We start from the raw sequence: 21766 nt of genomic DNA on the forward strand, positions 1-21766 counted from the left end.
CCCCTTTCGGTTCAACTGTTCATAAACCTCATAGCCATTTTACTGCGTCAAGCGCATGATAGGTAATAATGATATCAGCTCCAGCGCGTTTCATACTTGTCAGTGTTTCAATAACCATCCGTGGCTCGTCAATCAGTCCTTGAGCAGCAGCCGACTTAACCATAGCATACTCACCGCTGACATTGTATGTAGCTACCGGCAGCATAAATTCATCCTTAATCTGGCGAACAATATCCAGATACGCCAAGGCCGGCTTAACCATCACAATATCCGCACCTTCTTCAATATCAAGCGCTACTTCTTTAAGCGCTTCCCGGGAATTAGCCGGGTCCATTTGATAAGCCAGGCGATCCCCAAACTGCGGTGTCGAATCAGCCGCCTCGCGGAAAGGCCCATAATAGGCCGAAGCATACTTGGCCGCATAGGACATAATACTGATATCGCTGTAGTTAGATTTATCCAGCACTGCCCGGATAGCCGCTACCCTGCCATCCATCATATCAGAGGGAGCCACCATATCTGCTCCGGCTTTAGCATGGCTAAGTGCCACTTGGGCGAGCAATGGCAAGGTTGTATCATTATCCACCTTCTGGCCATTTATAAGACCACAATGTCCATGGCTAGTGTATTCACATAAACAGACATCACTGATAACAACCAGTTCAGGCACTGCCTGCTTAATGGCAGTGATGGCCTGCTGCACTGGGCTGCTCATATCCCAGGCACTGCTGCCGCGCTCATCCTTGTACTCAGGCAAACCAAACACCAGCACCGCCGGGATGCCTAAAGCATAGGTTTCTCGCGCCAGCTCGACGGCCTTATCAGGCGACAAATGGAAATTGCCTGGCAGGGAAGAAATTTCTTTTTTAACATTAGTACCAGGCACAACAAACAAAGGATAGACCAGGTTGGCAGGCGTTAGCACTGTCTCACGTACCATATTGCGAATGCCGCCGGTAGCTCTCAGCCGCCGGGGGCGATAAATCATCGACATGGTTATTCCCCCTCGTACAACGCTATAATAGCTTCGATTAAACCCTTAATGGTATATTCTTCGGCAATGACATCAGGCTTAATGTCATGAGCCAAACAGGTCTCTGCGGTAATGGGACCAATGCAGGCTACCTTGGCTTTGGCAACAAGTTGTGCCCCATTTTTCCCTAACAACTCTAACAGATTAGTCACAGTTGACGAACTTGTAAAGGTGACCAGTTCAATGGCACCTTGCTCCAGTTTAGCGGCTAACTCCTGTCCGTTGGTATCACCGGCAACTGTACGGTAAGCAGGTGCAACCTTCACATTAGCCCCTAATTCTGTCAGTTTTTTCGGTAGAAGGTCTCGTGCTACCAACGCACGGGGAATCAGTATTTTCATGCCAGGTTTTATATAATCAGCTAAGGCTTCAACAATACCCTCAGCTCTGAACTCAGCAGGAATACTATCGGCCGTAATGCCATAGCTTTTTAACTTGCCAGCCGTTTGTGAGCCAATCGCAGCCACCTTAGCAGCAATAGCTCTGGTATCAAGCCCGGCAACAGCCATACGCTCAAAGAAATATTCTACGCCGTTAGCACTGGTAAAAATCAGCCAGTGGTATTCCTTAAGGTGAGCAATGGCATCATCCAGCTCTCCGTAGCTTTCAGGCGGCACAATCTTGATAGCTGGAGCCTCAATGCAATCAGCACCCAGTTTCGCCAGGCCATCTGTCAAAACACTGGCCTGTTCGCGAGCCCGCGTAACCAGTATCTTTTTTCCAAACAACAGCTTATTATCAAACCACGCCAGCTTCTCGCGCAAAGACACAACATGGCCGACAATAAAAATAGCTGGCGGCTTTAAATTCTTGGCAGCAACCTCCTGCGCTGCCTGACCGACTGTTGTCACCAGCACCTCCTGTTCCGGCTTGGTACCCCAGCGAATGACAGCAGCCGGCGTATCAGCCGGACGACCATGTTCGATTAATTTACTCGTGATATATGGCAAATTCTCCACTCCCATGAGAAATACCAGCGTATCCACCGCAGTAGCCAGTTTGTCCCATTTCATCGTGGATTCCACTTTAGTCGGGTCCTCATGTCCGGTAATAACAGCAAAAGAAGTAGCAATTCCCCGATGGGTTACAGGAATACCGGCATAGGCCGGTACAGAAATCGCTGAAGTAATCCCCGGAACAATCTCAAATGGGACGGCATGCTCTAACAGTTTTAGTGCTTCTTCTCCCCCACGACCGAAGACAAACGGATCACCGCCCTTGAGCCGGACAACCACCTTATTCTCTAATGCCTTATCTACCAGCAGCTGGTTAATATCCCCCTGGCGCATGGTATGATCACTGGAGGCTTTTCCTACATAAATAAGTTCAACATTGGGCCGGGCATGATCCAGCAGCCGATCATCAGCCAGTCGATCATACACAATAGTGTCTGCCTGTTTAATACACTCTATTGCTTTTAAACTAATCAACCCGTAATCGCCAGGACCGGCGCCAACTAAGTAGACAATTCCCCGCTTCATAGCATCCTCCCCCTAACTAACAGTACTTATAAGTATGAGAACCAATCTATTACTGGTTCTCAACTAACTTCGCCAATATCTCACGCCCGCCATTGTCCAGCATACGCGTAGCCAGCGTATATCCCAGCCTAGCAGCTTCTGCTGGGCTGCCCGCAATAGCATCGCGAATAGCCTCTTTGCCGTCAGGCGACATAATAACAGCAGTAAGGCTAAGCTGGCCGCCTTGGTCAAACTGGCCATACACACCAATAGGTATTTGACAGCCGCCCTCCGCCTTAGCCAAGAAGGTACGCTCGGCCAAGGTAGCCTGGCGGGTTGGCTCGTGGTTTAAAAATGCCAGCATCGCCAGTGTCTCAGCATCCGCTTCCCTTGCTTCAATAGCTAAAGCCCCCTGGCCGACAGCCGGCAAACAAATATTCTGCGGTAATACCTGAGTAATATGTTCATCCCAGCCCAAGCGCCGCAGGCCAGCAACTGCCAGTAAGATGGCATCCAATTTTTCCGTTGTCAGCTTTTTCAGCCTGGTATCCAAGTTGCCACGCAGATCGACAATAGTAAGATCAGGACGGGCATTTAATAATTGAGCCTTGCGCCGAAGACTGGAAGTACCTACCTTGGCATTGACAGGCAGGTTATCAAGTGTTTTATATTCCGGACTGATTAAGGCATCCCCCGGATCAACCCGTTCAGTTACCGCAGCCAGTAGCAGACCCACTGGCAATTCAGTAGGCATATCTTTAAGGCTGTGTACAGCCAGATCAATTTCTCCACTTATCATCGCGACTTCTAGTTCTTTCGTAAATAGACCCTTGCCGCCAATTTTAGCTAATGGTACATCCAGGATTTTATCACCTGTTGTTACCATATTTTTTAATTCTATTACAACATTAGGGTAGCGCTCCCGTAAGCAGGCAGCCACATGATTAGCCTGCCACAAAGCCAGCTTACTGCCGCGCGTACCGATGACCAGTTTTTGTTTCACTGTCTCGTTCCTCTCCCAGCTGCTCTTCCCGATTTATTTCTAATGCAATATCAAGCTTAAACATCTTACGCAGCGCATCCTGATAATAATATTCCTTGTCCGTGCCTGCTGCTTCATTCAGCCGGACAATGGGGTCACGAAGCAGTTTTCTTACAATCATCTTCGACATATTCTCAAATATCCGCCGTTCTTCCGGCGTAACCTCTGGCAGTTTGGCCAAAGCCCGCTTTATCTCGCGCTGACGAATGCGTTCAGCCTTGTCTGTTAGCTGGGCCAGCATTGGCTGATACGACAGATAGCGAAACCGGTCAATAATCCCGGCCATTTCCTCATTAATCAATTTTTCAGCTTCAGCGGCTTCCTGTTCCCGTTCGCGCATATTGGATTCAACCACAGCCTCTAAATCATCAATATTATAAAGGGTTACACCAGCAATAGCTCCTACCTCAGGCTCAATATCCCGCGGTACAGCAATATCAATGAAAAAAATCGGCCGCCCCTGCCGTTTAGGCATAAGGTGCGCCACGTCCCAGGTTTGAATAATATAGTGAGGCGCGCCTGTGGAGGTAATCACAATATCTGCATCAACTGCACATTTTAGAAAATCCTCAAAAGGCACAGCAACACCCCGGAACTTGTCAGCCAACGCCTCTGCCCGGTCAAAGTTACGATTAGATACAAATACCGTCTTAACGCCGTTAGATACCAAATGGCGTGCTGTCAGCTCGCTCATCTCGCCAGCACCCAGCACTAATACATTGGAAGTGGATAAATCGCCCAGTACCTTCTTGGCAAGCTCTACCGCCGCATAACTGACAGATACTGCATTATAGGCAATCCGCGTGGTGGTTCGCACCCTTTTCCCAACAGCAATTGCCCGGTTAAACAGTGTATTTAGGACAGTGCTGGTGGTTCCCGCAAGACGGGCAATGGAGTAGGCTGATTTTACTTGACTAAGAATCTGACCTTCACCCAGCACCAGTGAATCAAGGCTGGCACTTACCCTAAATAAATGGCGAATACATTCCTCTTGCTGAAAATAAAACAGATAATCATAGTTTGTCTCTGCCAATACGTTGGGTGCCATATAGTCAAGAAAGTCCTGCATAACCGTCAGCGCATCATCGGCATCTTCCACAACAGCATACATTTCGGTCCGGTTGCAGGTAGACAAAATAACGCATTCCCGAATCTCATCATATTCATAAATGCGCCTATAAGCTGCTTTGATTTGTTCTTCTGAAAAAGAGAAGCACTCCCGGACTTCCACCGGGGCCGTTCTATGATTCAGGCCCAGTACAACAAGCTGCATTTCGTATTCTCTCCTCTGCTTCGCTGAACTTGCCTTGTTTAAGCAAATCAAGCGTCTCCTGGTCAAGGGTTTCACGCCAAAATTTTTCCCGTTCTTTGGCTGTCGCCAAGCGTTCTTTCAGCTCTAGCCTAAGCTTGGTAAGAAGTTCCAGATAGTGGCCGTATTCAGGGCCATACCTGGCGGCAAGTTCTTCGCGCAGCCGCCTAGAGAGAGCTGGACTACCACCGCCGGTTGAGATCGTAAGCAATAAGTCACCATGCGAAATATGGGCTGGTACATAAAAATCAGATAAATCAGGATCATCCGCAATATTGACCAAAGCTCCTGCTGCCTGGGCATCTGCCGCTGCCTGCCGGTTTATTTCGGGCTCATTCGTAGCGCAGAACACCAAAAAAAAATTATATAAATCGCCGGACTGATAGGCCCGAGACACCCAGTCCAAGCGGCCAGTTTCCTGCAAACCGCTAAGCCCTGAGGTCAGCGCCGGGCTAAATACAGTTACCGCAGCACCAGATGTCAACAACGTCCGTACCTTGCGCTCAGCAACCGCACCGCCGCCAATAACAGCGCACCGCCGTCCGGTCAACTTGAGATTAATAGGGTATAACTCCATTTATTTCACGTCCCAGACAAGCTAGTAATTACAAATATTTTACCACACTTCGCTGTCAAAAGGTAATTTTTCTTTATATTTTAATCGGTTTTAGCAGCAGGCGGCAGCGGTCTGCCAGGCAGTCCAAAGTAAGCCTCCAACACGCGGCGAGTGACAGGCGCCGCTGCCAGCGAACCCTCGCCGCCGTCTTCCACAAAGACCGCCATGGCAATCTCCGGATTTTCTGCCGGCGCATAACAGACAAACCAGGAATGTGTAGTCCCACGCCCGGTTTCGGCTGAACCGGATTTACCTGCCACTTTTTTGGAAAATCCCTGGAATGTCGCAGCCCCTGTCCCTCGAGTCGTAACCGCCAGCATTCCCTGGCGGATAACCTCCCACACTTCAGGTCTGAGGTACACCGTCCTTATAACCTCAGGCTCAAACTGTTGACCAATAGTTCCTTCTATTGTCAGCACTTTATCTACAAGTCTCGGCTTGTAAACAATACCGCCGGTGGCAATCGTCATGGCAAGCATAGCTTGCTGTAAGGGGGTTGCCAGATAATAGCCTTGACCGATAGCAGCAATCAAGGTTTCGCCTGGATACCAGGCTTCGCCGTAATTTTCCTGCTTCCACGCAGTAGTCGGAACAAGCCCCTTGGTCTCACCTGCCAGCTTAATGCCAGTTGCTTGTCCATAGCCAAAGGTCAATGCATAGGAGGCTAAATTATCCGCCCCTATGCGGTTGCCTAATTCATAAAATACAGGGTCACTTGACCACGCCAACGCATCGGCAATATTCAATTTTCCAAGCCCCTTGGTATCCCAACCATAAAAACTCCAGCCGTTTAGGACATAGACCCCTTTGTCATCAAATATTTCCTGTGTTGTCGTTACCTGCATCGCTAGCGCAGCCGAGGCTGTGATAAGTTTAAACACCGAGGCAGGTGGATAGGAATTTTGGATGGCCCGGTTAGTGAGCGGATTATTGGGATTATTGATAAGCTGGTTCCAGTCCTTATTGCTAATGCCGCCGGCAAACCGATTGGGATCAAAGGCTGGGTTGCTAGCCATAACTAATAGGCCGCCTGTTTTGACATCAATCACAACAACAGCGCCGCCCTTTGCTGGCGCACCTAGTTTTCGGCTTTCTATCACTTGCGCCGCCAATGCCGCTTCGGCAGCTTGCTGTAAGTTGGCGTCTAGAGTTAGCACCAGACCCTGTCCCGGCTTTGCCGGGCGATCATCCAATGGTTGTATGTCTTTCCCTACTGCATTGACTTCAATCTGCCGTGCACCGTCTTTACCCCGCAGCAGACTTTCCCACTCCCCTTCCAAGCCGTCCTTACCAATTAGAGCATTCGGACGATATCCTTCTAATTTACGCGCTGCATATTCTTCCTGATTAATATAACCAATAAAGCCCAACACATGGGCTGCCAGCTCATTATACACATAGTGCCTGGCAGGAATAGCCTCAATGACTACGCCTGGCAGATAATACTGACGCTCCTCGATTTTGGCAATAGTGGCCGTATCAACATCCCGCTTAATTTGTATCGGCGTATAGGGAAAATCCGCACTAGCCTGCAACAATTGCCGAATCTCATCGGCAGCTACTCCGGCAATAGCGGCTAATAACAAGGTAGTTTCTTCTGAATTGTCATATTCATTAGGAATAATGGATATAGCAAAACTCGGTCTATTAGTCACAATGACGGCACCATTTCTGTCATACATAGTACCGCGCGGTGCCACTGCGGCAATCTGCCTGGTACGGTTCTGTTCCGCTATTTTCTTATATTGACTACCCTGAAACAGTTGCAACCATACCAGTCTAAAAACAAGTACACTGATTATACCAATGACAATTATGGCTAATATCCCAATGCGGCGGCTTCTTTCGTCCCACATATGTTGTCACCTTTTCCCAACAAATTACGTATGTTCCTGAATGTAGCCTATATAGTATCCCATTAATGACAAAGAAATAGCCTGCCTTCTACAATTGCAGAAGGCAGGCTAACTATTGCGTTGTCGTAACAACGCTCGCTTTTCTATTAATTCGAGTAATCTTTGCCAATTATTACTTTCACTACATTCGCCCTGCTGCTATCATTGTTAATCTGCAGCGCATAATTGAAAGGCAAGCCTGTCAACCTGCCACTGGCTTCACTGCTATTAGCAACAACCAGGGTATTCTTATTGCCCGAATCAGACCCTGACACACTGATAACATTATAGCCCTGACCGCGGAGGGTTGCTGCCATTTTTTCTCCAGCACCCGAAATACCGCTGGCATTTACTACCTCAAACTGCAACTTACCACTAGCAGCAGCCTTGGGTTCAGGAACTTTCGGCTTATCAGTGGTCGTTGGTTTATTGGGGACCTTAGGATCAGTTACAGCAGGTTTTTTGGGATCCTTGGTTTCATCTGCTTTCTTGGGCAACTCGACAATTTTCATTTCTTTTGGAATGGAACGCTCATATTGCGTAGCTGTAGTACGCACTTCAGCAAAATACTTGTCGTCGGCTGTCATGCCTTGCGATGCGGCCACGTAGGCTCGCAATTCGGTTATGTCAGGCAACCAATAGCTAATATCGTCAATATATGCCGGTTTTCCTGGCACCATGGCCGCCTTCAAGCCGGCCTTACTGGCATCGTTTAACAGTTTCGCCAGCTTGAGCATATCAGATGTTGTCATATCGGTCGTAACAGCAGCATTTACCTCCCTGATGATGCTTGGTACCCGCGGCAGAATAAACGGACTGGCCACTTCGTCAAGCATAGCTTTGAGGAATTTTTGTTGACGGGCAATCCGACCAATATCGCCTTCTTCATCCCGGTAACGCACGTATTTAATAGCTGTGCGCCCATCCAGTTTTTGCTCGCCAGGCTGCAGATCAATCACTAGATTATCATAAGGATCTTCATAATACATCCGTTTTTCAACATCAATCGTCACACCGCCAACGGCATCAACAATTTTATTGAAGGCGGCAAAGTTAATTAGAACATAATAATCCATCGGAATACCCAGTAAATCCTCGACAGCCTTCTGCGAAACTTTATGTCCGCCATAGGCATAAGCATGGTTAATTTTGTCCCAGCCATAGCCGGGAATCTTAACTCTGGTATCGCGCGGTACTGACAATATCGATACTTGCTTTGTCGAAGTATCCACCGTAACAACCATCATCGTATCTGAACGCCCCACATCGTCACTGCGTTCATCAACGCCCATTACCAAAATATTAACCTTATGCGGCAACCCGACAACATCGGCACCAACCCGCCGGGCCTTCTCAAATGTGCCACCAGTTGCCCAATAATAGGTAGCACCAGCTACGCTAATAAATAAAAGAAAACAGGTTAATATAAGCAAAACCCGGTTGCGCCGGGTTTTGCGCTGATCCGTAATCCGTTTTTCGAGGCGTGATGCCATGACACAATCACCCTTTCGTCATCTTTTTGCAACATTTAATTTAATTACACAACAAGATAAGCCCCCTAGCACCGGGGGCTTATCTTGAAGTATAGCAAATGATGTAGTTTTAGGTCAAGAATTTTTTTAAAATTCCCCTGCCGTAACTATTTAACTAAATGCCTAACAACTATTTCTGGAGTGATCGTGTAAAATAGTTTTTGTTATACTCTATTGTAAGATCATTTAGCTCGTTTTGTTTAAGTTTTTTTTCAATCTTAACTTTATTACGATTTGGTTCCATGGCATTTACCGTTTTGTACACGCCGTCAATCACCGCACTAAATCTGTTAAAGGGCATACCAATGCCAATTTCATTCTCGCCCCAACCGGCTTTATTCCTTGTACCGCCACATAGCATAGAAATATTGATATTATTACTTTCAAAGGGATATGCCGTGCATTCAGAGCATAATGCCTGATTACCTGACAGCTTAAAGGCTGTATGCATCCCATATTTATAGGTATACCCCTGCACAATCCTCATAGCAATATAAGGATTTGTAATAATAAGAACAATATCCGGTTCCTCGTCAAAGTCTTCCAACGGCTTTACCATTACTCCATACGCCTTATGCTGACACAAAGTCATGCTATTACGGGCATTTTTAGCAGTAATTAAATCCTGATAGAGCCCTAGTTTGAGGTAATGCTTGCCGGAAATAAATGCTTCTTCTGGTTCTATCATACCAAGCGCTCTTGCTGCTCCCTGACAACCGAAATTTTTAGCAGCAGCTTTTACGCCATTTCCTGCCGTAGCCGCTTTAACCATGGCACAGTAATGCATGGGAGCTTCGATTGGTTTGGCAGTTGCTTGCTGAAACTCTTCTTCATTAAATAGAAATTTCATTCCTACAATTGTGCGTTCCAATTCAAGCGCACAATTGGCTTTAATTACCGCCTGATTTATTTTCTCCCTATCCATAACATAGATCCCTCACTTCTTAGTTATTATAGAGAACATATGTCCCATTAAAATGTTTATTGAATTTATTTCTAAATTCATCAGATTGGGTAACCTTCATAGCATCCTTTACCCATTGAGCATCCATATCCTTTGCATTCACGACAAGGCCGATTGGATAGTTTTTATTAGTTGGGTCATCATAAAGAAAACTATTGTGGTCAAAACCAGCCAACTTTACTCTATTGGCTCCCGTAATCACTGCGTCAACATCATTGATACTTCTGATCGTTTGGGTAATATCAGTTTCAATAATTTTTATATTTTTTGGATTATCCTTAATATCAAGAATGGTGTAGAAGTTTCCCTTTTTTTCTCCCAAAGTAAGAAGCCCCATGTCTCTTAATGTTAGCAGGCTTCTATCCATATTGGATGGATCGCCCGGAACAGCAATCTGCGCATTTTGTGGAATTGCATCAATTGTTTTATGTTTGACAGAATAGACTGCTGTACGTGAATAATAAGTGTACGGCTTAGGCATTTGAAGATCACAGTTGTTCTCTTTATTAAAGGTCTGTATCCAAGGCAAATGGTTAGTAATCAGTCCATCCACATTCCCATCTCTGAGAGCCGTCGCAGGCAACTGATTTGCATCAAACATTACTGTCTTTACCTCGTATCCCAATGGTGCCATTCCTTCTTGCAGCCAGCCAACAATTGGGTCAATGGTTGAAACGCAGGCTATTTGAATTACTTTTTTGCCTGGTTGAGCTGCTTTATTTGCCTGCTCGGGCGCATTGCTTGAACAACCAAACAAGGACATCACTACAATGATTGCCGTAAAAATACAAACCAATCTTCCCATTATTTTTTTCATAATTTTCCCCCAACTTATAATATTTTTTTGTATAACCAAGTCCCAACACCTTGAATAATTTGGACCATTACAAATAATATAAATACTGAAGTATAAAGAATCGTGTTATTAAAACTTTGATACCCGTAATTTAAGGCGACTGCTCCTAAACCACCAGCCCCAACAGCTCCAGCCATAGTGGTTGCCGCAAGATAGGTGATTGCAGTCAATGTGGCAATAGAAATTAGTGATGGAATAGATTCTTTTACCATAACCCTAAATATGATCTGCATGTCAGAAGCACCGAAGGATCTGGCTGCCTCAATAAGCTGCTTGTCCACTTCTTTAAAGCTGTCTTCAATCAATCGTGCAATAAACGGCGTTGCCGCCAAGGTTAGCGGTAAAATAGCTGCCTTTTCCCCGATCGTTGTTCCCACCGCCATCCTGGTTATCGGCGATATCGCTACGATAAGAATCAACGCCGGAAACGATCTAATTGAATTTACAATAAAATCAAGTACCTTATATATATTTTTTCTAGGACGCAACCCTTGCGGCCCATACAATGTGAGCAATACCGCAAGTCCAAATCCAAGAATAGATGCAATAATCATTGTGGCGGTAACCATCCGTATTGTGGAAAAAATAGCAGGAGCAATAATCTTATCAAAATATTTTAGTAATTCTACCCAAAATTCATTGCCAAACATTGATCATCCTCCTCCGCTGAAGACTGTTCATTTCGTTCCACAATTTCCCACATAACATTATTGTCGGAAAAGTACTCCTTTACTGCCTTAAGATGTTGACTCGGTACATTGATAATTATTGATCCCAATGTACTATTTTTAAAACTTTCCATTTCTCCGCCTAAAATCATAAAATCAATAGAAAGTTCCCGCGCCATCTTTGTAATCACCGGTTGACAAGAAATCTCATGAGAAAGAAGTATCTTAATATTTATTCCCTCTTGCAACAATACCATGTCTTTTTGGCCAATCAAATTTTTAAGTGCCTGCGGCTGCTTTAAAAACATTTCTTCTACAGGACCGCTTACTTCCAATTTCCCGTTTTCCAAAATCGCAATTTCTTCACATACACTTCGCAATACCGTCATCTGATGAGTAACAACAACAATAGTAATCCCCAAATCCTGATTAATTTGGTTCAAAAGGGACGTAATTGATTTTGCGGTTTTCGGATCTAAGGCTGATGTAGCCTCATCACAAAGCAATATCTTCGGACTCATAGCCAAGGCCCTGGCAATTGCGACCCTTTGTTTTTGTCCCCCGGAAAGCTCTTTTGGTTTAGCATGAATTTTGTCAGGCAATCCAATTATCTCCAATAGTTCTTTTACCTTGTTATCTATGTAAGAATTACTGTATTTCCAACACTTTAGCGGAAGCGCAATATTTTCATAAACCGAAAGCCTGGTAAGCAACGAAAACTGCTGGAAAATCATGCCGATTTCCTTACGAAACTCCCTCGCCGCTTTTCCTGAAAGAGATTTTACATCTACCCCCTCGACAAGTAAGCTTCCTTGCTCATAAGTTTCTAAGCCGTTAATGCATCTAAGCAAGGTAGATTTTCCGGCGCCACTGCGCCCCACTAATCCGTAAATCATTCCTGGGGGAATGTTAATATCAACACCCTTAAGAATCTGTGAATCACCAAACGATTTAGTAAGTCCCTTTATTCTAATCAATTGTTAGCCCCCCTGCATCACAAAAAAAATATGGCCACTACGCCAAAAATCATCAAACAACGTTAGCTGCCACAACAGTATCTACCTTTAGGTATCGCCCTAGTACTATATCCAATAATCCCTTATTATGTAGTACATTTTACAGTTATGTATGGAAAAAGTCAATTTATATTAAATATATTATCTATATACAACATATTAGGAAGAAGTGTAAAAGGCCAAAAAAGTCTGCCTGCAAGCCAGTACATTGCTACACAAAGACCCTGCCATATTCATGGCAGGGTCTTTGCACTCACTGTCCTTTGGGAAACTTTTTATCGATAGTACCCCATATTTCCGGTTGCTCTTGACCTAAACGCCAAATAGCAATGCCCGCCGGATTATATTTGGCCACAATGTCTAGTTTAGCAGCCGTACTTTTATCATTTTCAAACCAGACTTCGTGATCCTTGTATTTAAACCACGGGGCCTTAGCTTTGTCATCAAAGTTAATTTTTGCACCATTTTTTTCTGCTAATACAATAGCGTCAACATATTTTATAGTTTCGCCCTTTTTCCCTACCCAATCATAACCATAGGCACTGACTCCAATAATAACCTTATGTGGTCCGCCACATTGTTCAATCGCGTACTTGATATTTTTCTCATACCAGTCGACTGGTGCAATAGCACCAGGCTCTGAGGTGGCCCAGTGGTTGTCATAAGTCATGATTTGCAGGAAATCGGTATTGGGGGCTAGCTGCGGATAATCATAGGCACCAGACACGTCTTCTGCCACATCCACCCGGGGAAATACCGAGATAATAACCAATTTATTGATAGCCTTCATCTTAGGATATAATTCGGCCATGAAGGCTGTCAAGTTATCTTTGTGCTTAGGCGGCAACAACTCAAAGTCGATATTAATACCATCATAGCCTTTTTCCTTAACCATCTTAACGATACTGTCTGTTACCTTAGTGCGGATGGCCGGATCTCCCAGGACAGCATCAGTAGCCCCTGTTTTATTTGTTACCAGCGGGTACATGGCAAGGCCAAGCTGACGGGCCGTGTCAAAGACCAGCTGACTGTCCTTGGCTTCCAGTGTGCCATCAGCGGTAGCTCGATACCAGAAGGGACCGACTGCCGACATGCTCTTGGCATGGGCTTTCATACTGGGAAAAGAGCCTGTCTGGTCTGGTGTTCCCGGCCAGGGATTCTCATAATAACCAATTACCATTCGTGGTGGCATAGCAACATTGCCTGGTGCACCAGGACTGGTTTGTTTAGCCTGATCATCAGGCAGTAGCTTGGGAGCCGGTTTGTTAGCCGTGCCGCAGCCGCCGACAACAACAGCAGCAATGACAAATAGCGTGAGGAGAACACATGCGATACCCTTGTAGTATGTATTAACGCGCAAAACTGTCACCCTTTCTGTTACTATTGTTAATTTGCATCAACTCTAGTATTGACTGGGTGACAGTTCTTATGTGCATCGTATATAAAAATATAATTACTTAGGCAGCTTGGTCAACACTTGTGCAACATGCTCTAGTGTTTCCCATTTTTTACAGAAACAGAACCGGACTTGACGACTGCCTTTGGCTTTGTCAGCATAAAACGAGGAGCCTGGCACAGTCGCCACACCTGTCAATTCAATCAGTTTGCGGCTAAAGGCAGTATCATCGGTTATTCCTAAACGCGCCATAATCTCACTGGCATCTGCAAGAACATAATAAGCTCCTTTGGGCAGTTCGCATTTGAAACCAGCTTGGCGCAATGCGCCCAGAACAAAGTCACGGGCTTCGCCATAATGCTTTTTCAACCCCTCATAGTATTCCGGGCCAAAGGTCATGCCCTCGGCAGCAGCATGCTGAAAAGGCGTAGGTGCTCCAACAGTAAAAAAGTCATGAACCTTACGAATGCGTTTGGTAATATCCGGCGCAGCAATGGCCCAGCCTACCCGCCACCCAGTGACTGAATAGGTCTTGGAGATGGAGTTAATGGTGATTGTACGCTCAGCCATACCTGGCAGAGACGCAATTGATACATGCTCGGCCCCGTCGTAGAGAATATGTTCATAGATTTCATCAGCTACAGCATAAGTATCCCACTTGATACATAAGGTTGCAATTTCCGCAAGCTCATCCCTGGTAAATACTTTGCCTGTTGGATTATTAGGCGTATTAATAATGATGGCCTTGGTCTTTTCATTGAAGGCAGCTGCCAGCTCTTCTGCTGAATAGTGCCAATCAGGACCATATAATGTTACATAGCGCGGTGTAGCTCCTGACAAAATGGAATCCGGGCCGTAATTTTCGTAAAATGGCTCAAAGATAATGATCTCATCACCAGGATTAATGATTGCCTTCAGTGTGGCAATCATAGCCTCTGTGCCACCACAAGTGACGGTAATATCAGTCTTAGGGTCGCACTCTATGTGATTATACTCACGAACCCTCCGGCTGATAGCCTCTCTGAGTTCAGGTTCACCGAAGGTTACCGGGTACTGGTTATACCCCTCCTGGATCGCGCGAATGGCCGCTTCCTGAATAGCTTTAGGACTTTCAAAATCCGGAAACCCCTGGGACAAGTTGTAGCCGCCTGCTTCATCACAGATGCGGGTCATTTCCCGGATGACTGATTCGGAAAAAGTTTCGGTAATCTTAGATAAATTTTTCATTGTTGCCCATCCCTCCGTGATTTACGTATTAGTATTAGCGGCTTTCCATGCTTCTTCCCGAATAAGCCCCATAACTTCTTTTTTTATGCACATAAAGTTGTCAGTAAGTTTTAGATCAAAGGTCCGTTGATTAGGCAAATCCACAGCAATCTTTGCCTTAATCCGCCCCGGCCGGGCCGTCATTACATAGATGGTATCGCCAAGAAAGACGGCCTCGTCAACATCATGAGTAACGAAAAGAATAGTTTTGTGGGACTCATCCCATACAGTTAAAAGTAGTTCCTGCATAACCGTCCGTGTCTGGGCATCAAGAGCCCCGAAGGGCTCATCCATTAACAGCACTTCAGGATCATTGGCCAAGGCACGGGCAATGGCCACCCGTTGCTTCATACCGCCTGACAAGTCACGGGGGAAAAAGGTTTCAAAGCCTTTAAGACCAATTTTTTCAATATAATGGTCAGAAACGTCTTTGCGCTCCTGTTTACTTTTGCCGGCGACATCCAGGCCAAATTCAATGTTTTCCCGCACAGACAACCAGGGAAACAGGGTGTAGGTCTGGAACACCATGCCCCGATCACTCCCTGGCCCGGTTATTTCCCGCCCGTCAAGAAGTACCCGGCCTGAGGTCGGCTCTTCCAGACCAGCCAGGATTTTTAAAATGGTTGATTTACCGCAGCCTGAGGGGCCAAGAATGGTAACAAACTCACTGGGCGCAACAGTAAAGCTGGCCTCTGCCAAGGCAGTAACCTGACGTTCCTTACCGGTAAATATTTTACTTACGCCATCAATGATTACTTTTGCTTGCGTCATTTCTGTCATGCTACCGTCCTCCTTTGCCCATCCAGGGGAACATCCTGGCATATAACCATTTGAATACAATATCAATCATAATGCCAATAACACCAATTATGATAATCCCGACAATAATATTGCCTGTTTTCAAAAACCGCTGGGCCTGCATAATCATAAATCCCAGACCAGAGCCAGCAGCCACAATCTCCGCTACAACCAAGTAGGTCCACGCCCAGCCAAAAGCAATCCGTAGCGTATCCACAATACCTGGCATACTTGCAGGCAGAATAATCCGGCGAAAAACACCCCAGCGGGAAACACCCAAGGTGTAGGCCGTATCAATCAAATCATGAGCTACATTCTTAGTCACGTCCATTATCATGAGTGCCAGTGGAAAGAAGGTACCAAAAAATATGACAGCAATTTTTTCACTCTCGCCAATACCCAGCCACAGAATAAACAATGGGATAAAAGCCGAGGCCGGCATATAGCGGATAAAACTAAGCATTGGTTCAGCCAGCGCCTCACAAACCTTGAGACTGCCCATCATAATTCCCAGGGGTACAGCAATCACGGCAGCCAGTAAAAAGCCAACAGTCACTCTGAACACACTGGCCCAGATATCACTCATTAAATCGAATTCAGAAAATAATAGAGCCCCATCTTTGACTACCTTGTCTGGCGGCGGTAAAAACATGGGGGGAATCAAATCGCTATACGTAAGCGCCGACCATATGGCAGCAAACAGCGCAAAGGTCAATGCGCTTAAGGCAACATATACGGACGCAGGAATATCTGCTTTGGGTGTTAAAAGTTTGCATTTGACCATAATACATCCTCCCTTAATTTGTAAAGGCCGCGTAGAAGCGCTAACGCCTCTAGCGCGGCCTTATGACCTTCGCTAGGATCCTACTTAACTTTGGTAATAAAGGTATTGTCAATATATTTGCTCAAATCAGGTGCTTGTGATAACAGCTTCAGTTTTACATAGAATTCACCGGCCCGTTTACCCACTTCATAGATAGCCCCTGGTTTTTCTTTGGTGCCATAAAACTCAAGGTTATCTTTCAAATCATAAAACTTAACGGTTTGAATATCAGCAGCTACCTCTTCTGGTTTCATCTTGAAAGCGTCTGCCAAAATTTTGTTGGTCTCTTCCGGATTTTTATTCATGTAATCGGTGGCTTCTGCCAGCGCAGCTACAATAGCTTGTACTGTTTCCGGATTGTTTTTCGCCAGATCCTCACGGACGGCCAAAATGTCAGCAATCAGACCAGGTGTATCTTTCGTTGTCGCCAACACGGTTTCACCGGCGGCTTTTGCTTTACCCAAATGCGGCTCCCAGGTAATGGCAGCATCCACTTTGCCAGCCATAAAGGCTGAAGCCGCCTCGCTGGCTTTCATATCTACCGCTTTAACATCACTATCGGTTAAGCCATTTTTCTCTAGCAGGGTAGACAGCAGGAAGTGAGAAGCCGAACCACGATGGAAAGCAATTTCTTTCCCTTTTAGGTCGGCAATTTTTTCAATGCCTTTGCTTTTTCTCACAATCAGACCGTCGGCACCATTAGAAGAATCAAAGGCCCAGACAAATTTCATAGGCACACCCTCACCAGCCGCCGAGACCGATACGTCAAGTGATGCTGCCATAGCCTGGATTTTACCAGCTACCAGTGCCTGTTTCCGGTCACCAACACCTTCAATGGATTGTAACTCTACTTCAATGCCCCTGTTTTTAAACATGCCCTTTTCTTTAGCTACGAACAGAGCACCGTAACCAGTCCAGGGAGTATAAGCAATAACAATCGGCTTTTTCTCTCCTCCCTGGGATGTTTTTTCTGCGGGTTTATTACCGCCACAGCCAGCAACAACCATTGCTAGCATAGCTGCGAGCAGCAGCATGGATACCAGTTTCTTTTTCACGAAAAATCCCTCCAAACATTAACTAACTCTTATGCTGTATTTATTCGAGCAAAATTGCTTTTATCCTTTTCCTCATTAAAGATAAAATAAGAAAAACTGTTAACGTGGCCCTTTGTCTTACGTTGAGTCAATGGAAGACAAGGCGAGGGGGTTTACTATTCATAGTTGCTTAAGAATAAACGCCACTGTCCTCGACTTGTTTATGATCGTTATTGCCCAACATCATAATATAGGCACCTGCCAAAATTAGTATGATTCCTATAATTGTGTACGTAGTAAGAGTTTCCTGTAAAATAAGGAGACAAAATAGCGGCGCAAGGGCTGGCTTTATAAAGAATACGATAGACGCGACAGACGCAGAACTTTTCTCCATAGCCATGAAGTAAAACAGAAAACCCAAGCCACTTACAACAACGCCAAGATAAATAAGAACGGCAATATTGCTATAATTAATTCCGGAAATTATCGGAATATCGACTAAAAGCGGGTTAATATTTCCTGTTTGATAGGTATCAAACAAAGGAAAATGTGAAATCAGCATCAAGGCTAATAAAATTATATCACCTGCCAGAAAAGAAAAACAATTGATCACAACACTGCCATACCTTGCTACTCTCTTTTTACAAACAACACTATAGAGCGCAAAGGTTATTGCCGATAATATGGCTAAAATGATGCCTGTCATATCAGTATGCATCCCCAAGGGATTTAAAATAAACAGCACACCCAGCAAGCTAACTGTCAGGGATAGCATTACCTTTTTATTGATCTTTTCATTTAATAAAAAATATGCAATCGGGGTTGTAAATGTAGGATTGGCACTAAATATAATAGCCACTGTCGACGCCATCGTATAAAGGATAGCAAATTGAAAAAACGACATGCTGATGACGATACCCAAAAAACCAGTTAAGATAAAATATAAGCAATCATTTCTATTTAACTTACTGTTTTTTCTTTTTATCGCTTGAATTGAGGCCGGCAGTAATATTACCCCCCCGATCAAGAACCTGATAAAATTCAGTTGAAAGGGATTAATATCAGCTGCCACAGTTTTACTGGCTATCTCCATGGTGCTGAAAATAACAGCCGCTAGTATAATATATAGGTAAGCTTTTTTCACAGTTATCATTCCTTTTTTAGTGATTGCCACTATTAGTTTACTAAACAACTTTGACACCATACCCTATGTCAAGTATGATTATAACAAAATACGAAACATAGTTAAAATATCTGTTAAGACTATTTTGCATTCGATAATCGAATACTTGTAAGATCGAAGGAGTCGTCAACATGGATATTCGCCAACTAAAATACTTTCTTGCGATTGCCGAAGCCGGACAGATTACCAAAGCGGCCACCCGACTGCATATTACCCAACCACCCTTAAGCCAGCAAATTATCTTGCTGGAAAAAGAATTGGGCGTACAACTCATTGAAAGAACAAAAAAACATATTAATTTAACAGAATCAGGGCGTATATTACAGAATAGAGCCGAACAAATTATCGAACTAATTAACACCACCATTGATGAGATACAGGAAGCGGCCAATGGCCTAAGCGGCAAGCTGACAATCGGTACAATCACATCCTCCGGCAGAACACTAATACCCGAATTGGTTCAAAAGTTTCATCAGACCTATCCTAAAATTTCTTTTGACTTACGTCTGGGAGATTCCCGGCGCATATTAGAATTACTGAATGCCGGCATTATCGAAATTGGGTTAGTACGTCTTCCCATTAACACTTCCCTGTATAATTATATAACCTTACCAAAGGAAACTATGGTAATGGTTGCCCTGCCTAATGCCATTACCATTGGAGATAAAGAGACTTTATCTTTTGATAAAATCAAAAACAAGCCTTTATTAATTCACCGGCGCTATGAAACCATAATAATCAATTATTGCCGGCAGGCTGGTTTTGAACCAAATGTTCTTTGCACCAGTGATGACAATACGTCCTTACTCATTTGGGCTAAGCTGGGACTGGGTATTGCTATTGTGCCTGAAACAACTATCAATCTTCTCCAAGACTCGCCGCTGCTGATACAAAAAATAACCAGTCCCGCACTCATAACAACGGCTGCCATCATCTGGCTAAAAAAGCACACTCTATCTACAGCGGCATCCCATTTCCTTGAAATGTTCAAAGAAGCTCACACTGAGCTTTAGATCTCATAATTTCAAAAGCCGTAAGCCATCTTTTGAATGGCTTACGGCTTTAATTCATTATGATAAATAATACCTATGTTAAACAAGTTGCGCTTCGCTGGGATTAAATGCTATCTTGAGCTGCATCCCGATTGCTACTCTGCTGGCAGCTCGCTCCCGTGGAACACGCACTGTCAATGACAAGCCTTGCGACTCTACCATAATGCGATACATCCCAAGCCCTGGCACTATCTGTGAAACATTACCTTCCATAACTATCAACGGATTATGCTGATAGGCCAACTGTTCATCAACTATATAAAAAGCATCTCCTGGAAGGCAGCAGACTGTCGCCACTGGCATAGTTTTTCCCTTCCAGGCAAAACGCACACCATTAACCAGTTCTACAAAAATATCATCACCCTGCTGCTTTACTTGGCAGGGTAAAATATTGTCCATCTCGATTAAACTAGCGATTATCGCATTTACTGGGCGCCGTAAGATTACTTCTGGCGTATCGTCTTGCACAATACAGCCATCCTGCAAAACCACAGCTCTCTCTGCAAAGTACAAAACATCATTAAAACTATGACTGACTAATATGACCGTAGTGCCCCGCGCAATAGCTACCTGCCTTAATTCCGCCAGCAAGGTATTGCGAGTCGGCGAATCAAGCGCTGCAAACGGCTCATCCAATAATAAAAGTTCAGGTTCATATACCAGTGCACGTGCCAGACAAACCCGCTGCGCCTCGCCTCCAGATAATTTACGTGCCATCCTGGTCGCCAAATGAGCACAATGAAAATCCTCTAGTGCCTTATTCACTTTAGCTTGTATCTCCCGCTCAGCCATACCGCGAAACCGCAACGCTAATGCGACATTATCAAAAACTGTATCGTCTAACAGCATCGTCTCTTGAAATACCATCGAAGACCTTAGGCGCAAACTATGCTTATCGGCTCCGACGACATCTTCTCCAAATAACACCATTTTTCCGGTTTTATATGATAAATGCATATTAATTAGCTGTAAAAGTGTGCTTTTCCCGGCACCGTTAGGCCCAACAATGGCAACAATCTCACCTGCAGTTATCGATAATGTCTCAATCGTTAACGTCTGCCGCTTATTACGAAAAACTTTAATATCAGCTATCTCCAGCATTACTTGCCTCATACGCTGTCCCGCTTTCCACTATTTTGCATATAGGTTAACAACGCTACTATCCCATATACGACAATCAACAAGACAAAACTAAGAGCCAATGCAATATCGTAATTGCCTTTGCCTACTTCCATAACCGTCGCAGTCGTAAGCACTCGAGTCTGACCTTTTATATTACCGCCTACCATCATCGATGCCCCAACCTCTGAAACTACACCGCCGAAACCGGCCATAACCGCCGCTAATAAGCCTAATTTGGCCTCTTTAATTAACAGCCAATTAGCCTGCCACTCGGTAGCTCCAAGCGACAGTAACTGCAGGCGCAATTTAGGGTTGAGCCCACTAAGCGCCGCAAAACTTAAGCCAGCCACAATAGGACTGGCAATAACGGCCTGAGCGATAATCATCGCCCAGACCGTATACATTATGCCCAACATCCCCAGCGGACCATATCTCCATAAAAACAAGCTGACAAATAAGCCTACGACCACTGGCGGTAACCCCATCCCAAAGTTAATTAGACTGAGGAAAAACTGTTTACCCGGGAATTCTTTCAAAGCCAGCCATAAACCTACCGGGATGCCAATCGACACACTAAGTAACGTTGCAAAACCAGAGACTTTGATGGTCAAAATGGCAACCTCATAAACCTCAGCATCACCATTTACCAGCAGATATAGCGCTTGCAGCAGCCCTGAAAAAATACTATCCATACTTAGAGC

Annotated in this window: 20 protein-coding genes; 1 reads left to right on the forward strand and 19 read right to left on the reverse strand. The window is 44.9% G+C overall.

Annotation, left to right across the window (positions count from 1 at the left end):
- Positions 1–28: 28 nt before the first annotated feature.
- From hemB to ACZ449_RS18785, 17 genes are all read right to left on the reverse strand, one after another.
- Positions 29–994 (reverse strand): porphobilinogen synthase, encoded by a 966-nt coding sequence (gene hemB, locus ACZ449_RS18705; protein ID WP_464257573.1) that lies wholly within the window; start codon positions 992–994, stop codon positions 29–31.
- Between the two features lie 2 nt (positions 995–996).
- Positions 997–2514, reverse strand: coding sequence for a uroporphyrinogen-III C-methyltransferase (gene cobA, locus ACZ449_RS18710; protein WP_464257574.1), 1518 nt, complete (start codon positions 2512–2514; stop codon positions 997–999).
- 49 nt (positions 2515–2563) lie between these two features.
- A complete protein-coding gene (gene hemC / locus ACZ449_RS18715; protein WP_464257575.1) occupies positions 2564–3496 on the reverse strand; it encodes a hydroxymethylbilane synthase in 933 nt (310 codons plus the stop codon).
- A complete protein-coding gene (hemA, locus tag ACZ449_RS18720; protein ID WP_464257576.1) occupies positions 3459–4808 on the reverse strand; it encodes a glutamyl-tRNA reductase in 1350 nt (449 codons plus the stop codon). Before hemA ends, hemC begins: the two co-directional genes overlap by 38 nt.
- Positions 4777–5421 (reverse strand): precorrin-2 dehydrogenase/sirohydrochlorin ferrochelatase family protein, encoded by a 645-nt coding sequence (locus ACZ449_RS18725; protein ID WP_464257577.1) that lies wholly within the window; start codon positions 5419–5421, stop codon positions 4777–4779. Before ACZ449_RS18725 ends, hemA begins: the two co-directional genes overlap by 32 nt.
- 80 nt (positions 5422–5501) lie before the next feature.
- The gene (gene mrdA / locus ACZ449_RS18730) at positions 5502–7316 is read right to left on the reverse strand and encodes a penicillin-binding protein 2 (protein ID WP_464257578.1); all 1815 of its coding nucleotides are present in this window, start codon (positions 7314–7316) and stop codon (positions 5502–5504) included.
- Positions 7317–7462: 146 nt separating this feature from the next.
- Positions 7463–8848, reverse strand: a complete 1386-nt coding sequence (locus ACZ449_RS18735) for an LCP family protein (protein WP_464257579.1) — start codon at positions 8846–8848, stop codon at positions 7463–7465.
- Between the two features lie 169 nt (positions 8849–9017).
- Complete coding sequence (locus ACZ449_RS18740) at positions 9018–9812, reverse strand: DUF169 domain-containing protein (RefSeq protein WP_464257580.1); 795 nt, start codon at positions 9810–9812, stop codon at positions 9018–9020.
- A 19-nt stretch (positions 9813–9831) separates the two neighbouring features.
- Entirely contained in the window at positions 9832–10668 is an 837-nt protein-coding gene (locus tag ACZ449_RS18745; RefSeq protein ID WP_464257581.1) for a MetQ/NlpA family ABC transporter substrate-binding protein, read from the reverse strand.
- 14 nt (positions 10669–10682) lie between these two features.
- Positions 10683–11357 (reverse strand): methionine ABC transporter permease, encoded by a 675-nt coding sequence (locus tag ACZ449_RS18750; RefSeq protein WP_464257582.1) that lies wholly within the window; start codon positions 11355–11357, stop codon positions 10683–10685.
- Entirely contained in the window at positions 11333–12352 is a 1020-nt protein-coding gene (locus ACZ449_RS18755) for a methionine ABC transporter ATP-binding protein (protein ID WP_464257583.1), read from the reverse strand. The genes ACZ449_RS18750 and ACZ449_RS18755 overlap by 25 nt, the downstream gene beginning before the upstream one ends.
- A 292-nt stretch (positions 12353–12644) precedes the next feature.
- Positions 12645–13760 carry a glycosyl hydrolase family 18 protein gene (locus tag ACZ449_RS18760; protein WP_464257584.1) on the reverse strand — a complete coding sequence of 372 codons (1116 nt, stop codon included), beginning with the start codon at positions 13758–13760 and terminating at the stop codon, positions 12645–12647.
- Positions 13761–13844: 84 nt separating this feature from the next.
- On the reverse strand, positions 13845–15014 hold the full coding sequence (locus ACZ449_RS18765) for a pyridoxal phosphate-dependent aminotransferase (protein WP_464257585.1): 1170 nt from the start codon (positions 15012–15014) through the stop codon (positions 13845–13847).
- A 21-nt stretch (positions 15015–15035) separates the two neighbouring features.
- Positions 15036–15833, reverse strand: coding sequence for an ABC transporter ATP-binding protein (locus tag ACZ449_RS18770; protein ID WP_464257586.1), 798 nt, complete (start codon positions 15831–15833; stop codon positions 15036–15038).
- Between the two features lies 1 nt (position 15834).
- Positions 15835–16635 carry an ABC transporter permease gene (locus ACZ449_RS18775; protein WP_464257587.1) on the reverse strand — a complete coding sequence of 267 codons (801 nt, stop codon included), beginning with the start codon at positions 16633–16635 and terminating at the stop codon, positions 15835–15837.
- A gap of 80 nt (positions 16636–16715) precedes the next feature.
- Positions 16716–17729: an ABC transporter substrate-binding protein gene (locus ACZ449_RS18780; RefSeq protein ID WP_464257588.1), complete on the reverse strand. Its 1014-nt coding sequence runs from the start codon at positions 17727–17729 to the stop codon at positions 16716–16718.
- A gap of 169 nt (positions 17730–17898) precedes the next feature.
- The gene (locus ACZ449_RS18785; protein WP_464257589.1) at positions 17899–18852 is read right to left on the reverse strand and encodes a DMT family transporter; all 954 of its coding nucleotides are present in this window, start codon (positions 18850–18852) and stop codon (positions 17899–17901) included.
- 170 nt (positions 18853–19022) lie between these two features.
- Between ACZ449_RS18785 and ACZ449_RS18790 the strand changes: the two genes are divergently transcribed.
- Entirely contained in the window at positions 19023–19904 is an 882-nt protein-coding gene (locus ACZ449_RS18790; protein ID WP_464257590.1) for a LysR family transcriptional regulator, read from the forward strand.
- A gap of 78 nt (positions 19905–19982) precedes the next feature.
- Here the strand turns inward: ACZ449_RS18790 and ACZ449_RS18795 are convergent, their stop codons facing one another.
- Together ACZ449_RS18795 and ACZ449_RS18800 are read right to left on the reverse strand one after the other, a co-directional pair.
- Entirely contained in the window at positions 19983–21056 is a 1074-nt protein-coding gene (locus tag ACZ449_RS18795) for an ABC transporter ATP-binding protein (protein ID WP_464257591.1), read from the reverse strand.
- Complete coding sequence (locus ACZ449_RS18800) at positions 21053–21757, reverse strand: ABC transporter permease (RefSeq protein ID WP_464257592.1); 705 nt, start codon at positions 21755–21757, stop codon at positions 21053–21055. The genes ACZ449_RS18795 and ACZ449_RS18800 overlap by 4 nt, the downstream gene beginning before the upstream one ends.
- Positions 21758–21766: the final 9 nt, after the last annotated feature.

It is taken from the genome of Desulfosporomusa polytropa, assembly GCF_055380075.1.

Coding starts and splice junctions, on each gene's coding strand:
- ACZ449_RS18765 (WP_464257585.1), bottom strand. CDS start 15,014: ATGAAAAATTTATCTAAGATTACCGAAACTTTTTCCGAATCAGTCATC.
- hemA (WP_464257576.1), bottom strand. CDS start 4,808: ATGCAGCTTGTTGTACTGGGCCTGAATCATAGAACGGCCCCGGTGGAA.
- cobA (WP_464257574.1), bottom strand. CDS start 2,514: ATGAAGCGGGGAATTGTCTACTTAGTTGGCGCCGGTCCTGGCGATTAC.
- mrdA (WP_464257578.1), bottom strand. CDS start 7,316: ATGTGGGACGAAAGAAGCCGCCGCATTGGGATATTAGCCATAATTGTC.
- ACZ449_RS18775 (WP_464257587.1), bottom strand. CDS start 16,635: ATGGTCAAATGCAAACTTTTAACACCCAAAGCAGATATTCCTGCGTCC.
- ACZ449_RS18800 (WP_464257592.1), bottom strand. CDS start 21,757: ATGGATAGTATTTTTTCAGGGCTGCTGCAAGCGCTATATCTGCTGGTA.
- ACZ449_RS18790 (WP_464257590.1), top strand. CDS start 19,023: ATGGATATTCGCCAACTAAAATACTTTCTTGCGATTGCCGAAGCCGGA.
- ACZ449_RS18735 (WP_464257579.1), bottom strand. CDS start 8,848: ATGGCATCACGCCTCGAAAAACGGATTACGGATCAGCGCAAAACCCGG.
- ACZ449_RS18740 (WP_464257580.1), bottom strand. CDS start 9,812: ATGGATAGGGAGAAAATAAATCAGGCGGTAATTAAAGCCAATTGTGCG.
- ACZ449_RS18725 (WP_464257577.1), bottom strand. CDS start 5,421: ATGGAGTTATACCCTATTAATCTCAAGTTGACCGGACGGCGGTGCGCT.
- hemB (WP_464257573.1), bottom strand. CDS start 994: ATGTCGATGATTTATCGCCCCCGGCGGCTGAGAGCTACCGGCGGCATT.
- ACZ449_RS18745 (WP_464257581.1), bottom strand. CDS start 10,668: ATGAAAAAAATAATGGGAAGATTGGTTTGTATTTTTACGGCAATCATT.
- ACZ449_RS18770 (WP_464257586.1), bottom strand. CDS start 15,833: ATGACAGAAATGACGCAAGCAAAAGTAATCATTGATGGCGTAAGTAAA.
- ACZ449_RS18795 (WP_464257591.1), bottom strand. CDS start 21,056: ATGAGGCAAGTAATGCTGGAGATAGCTGATATTAAAGTTTTTCGTAAT.
- ACZ449_RS18750 (WP_464257582.1), bottom strand. CDS start 11,357: ATGTTTGGCAATGAATTTTGGGTAGAATTACTAAAATATTTTGATAAG.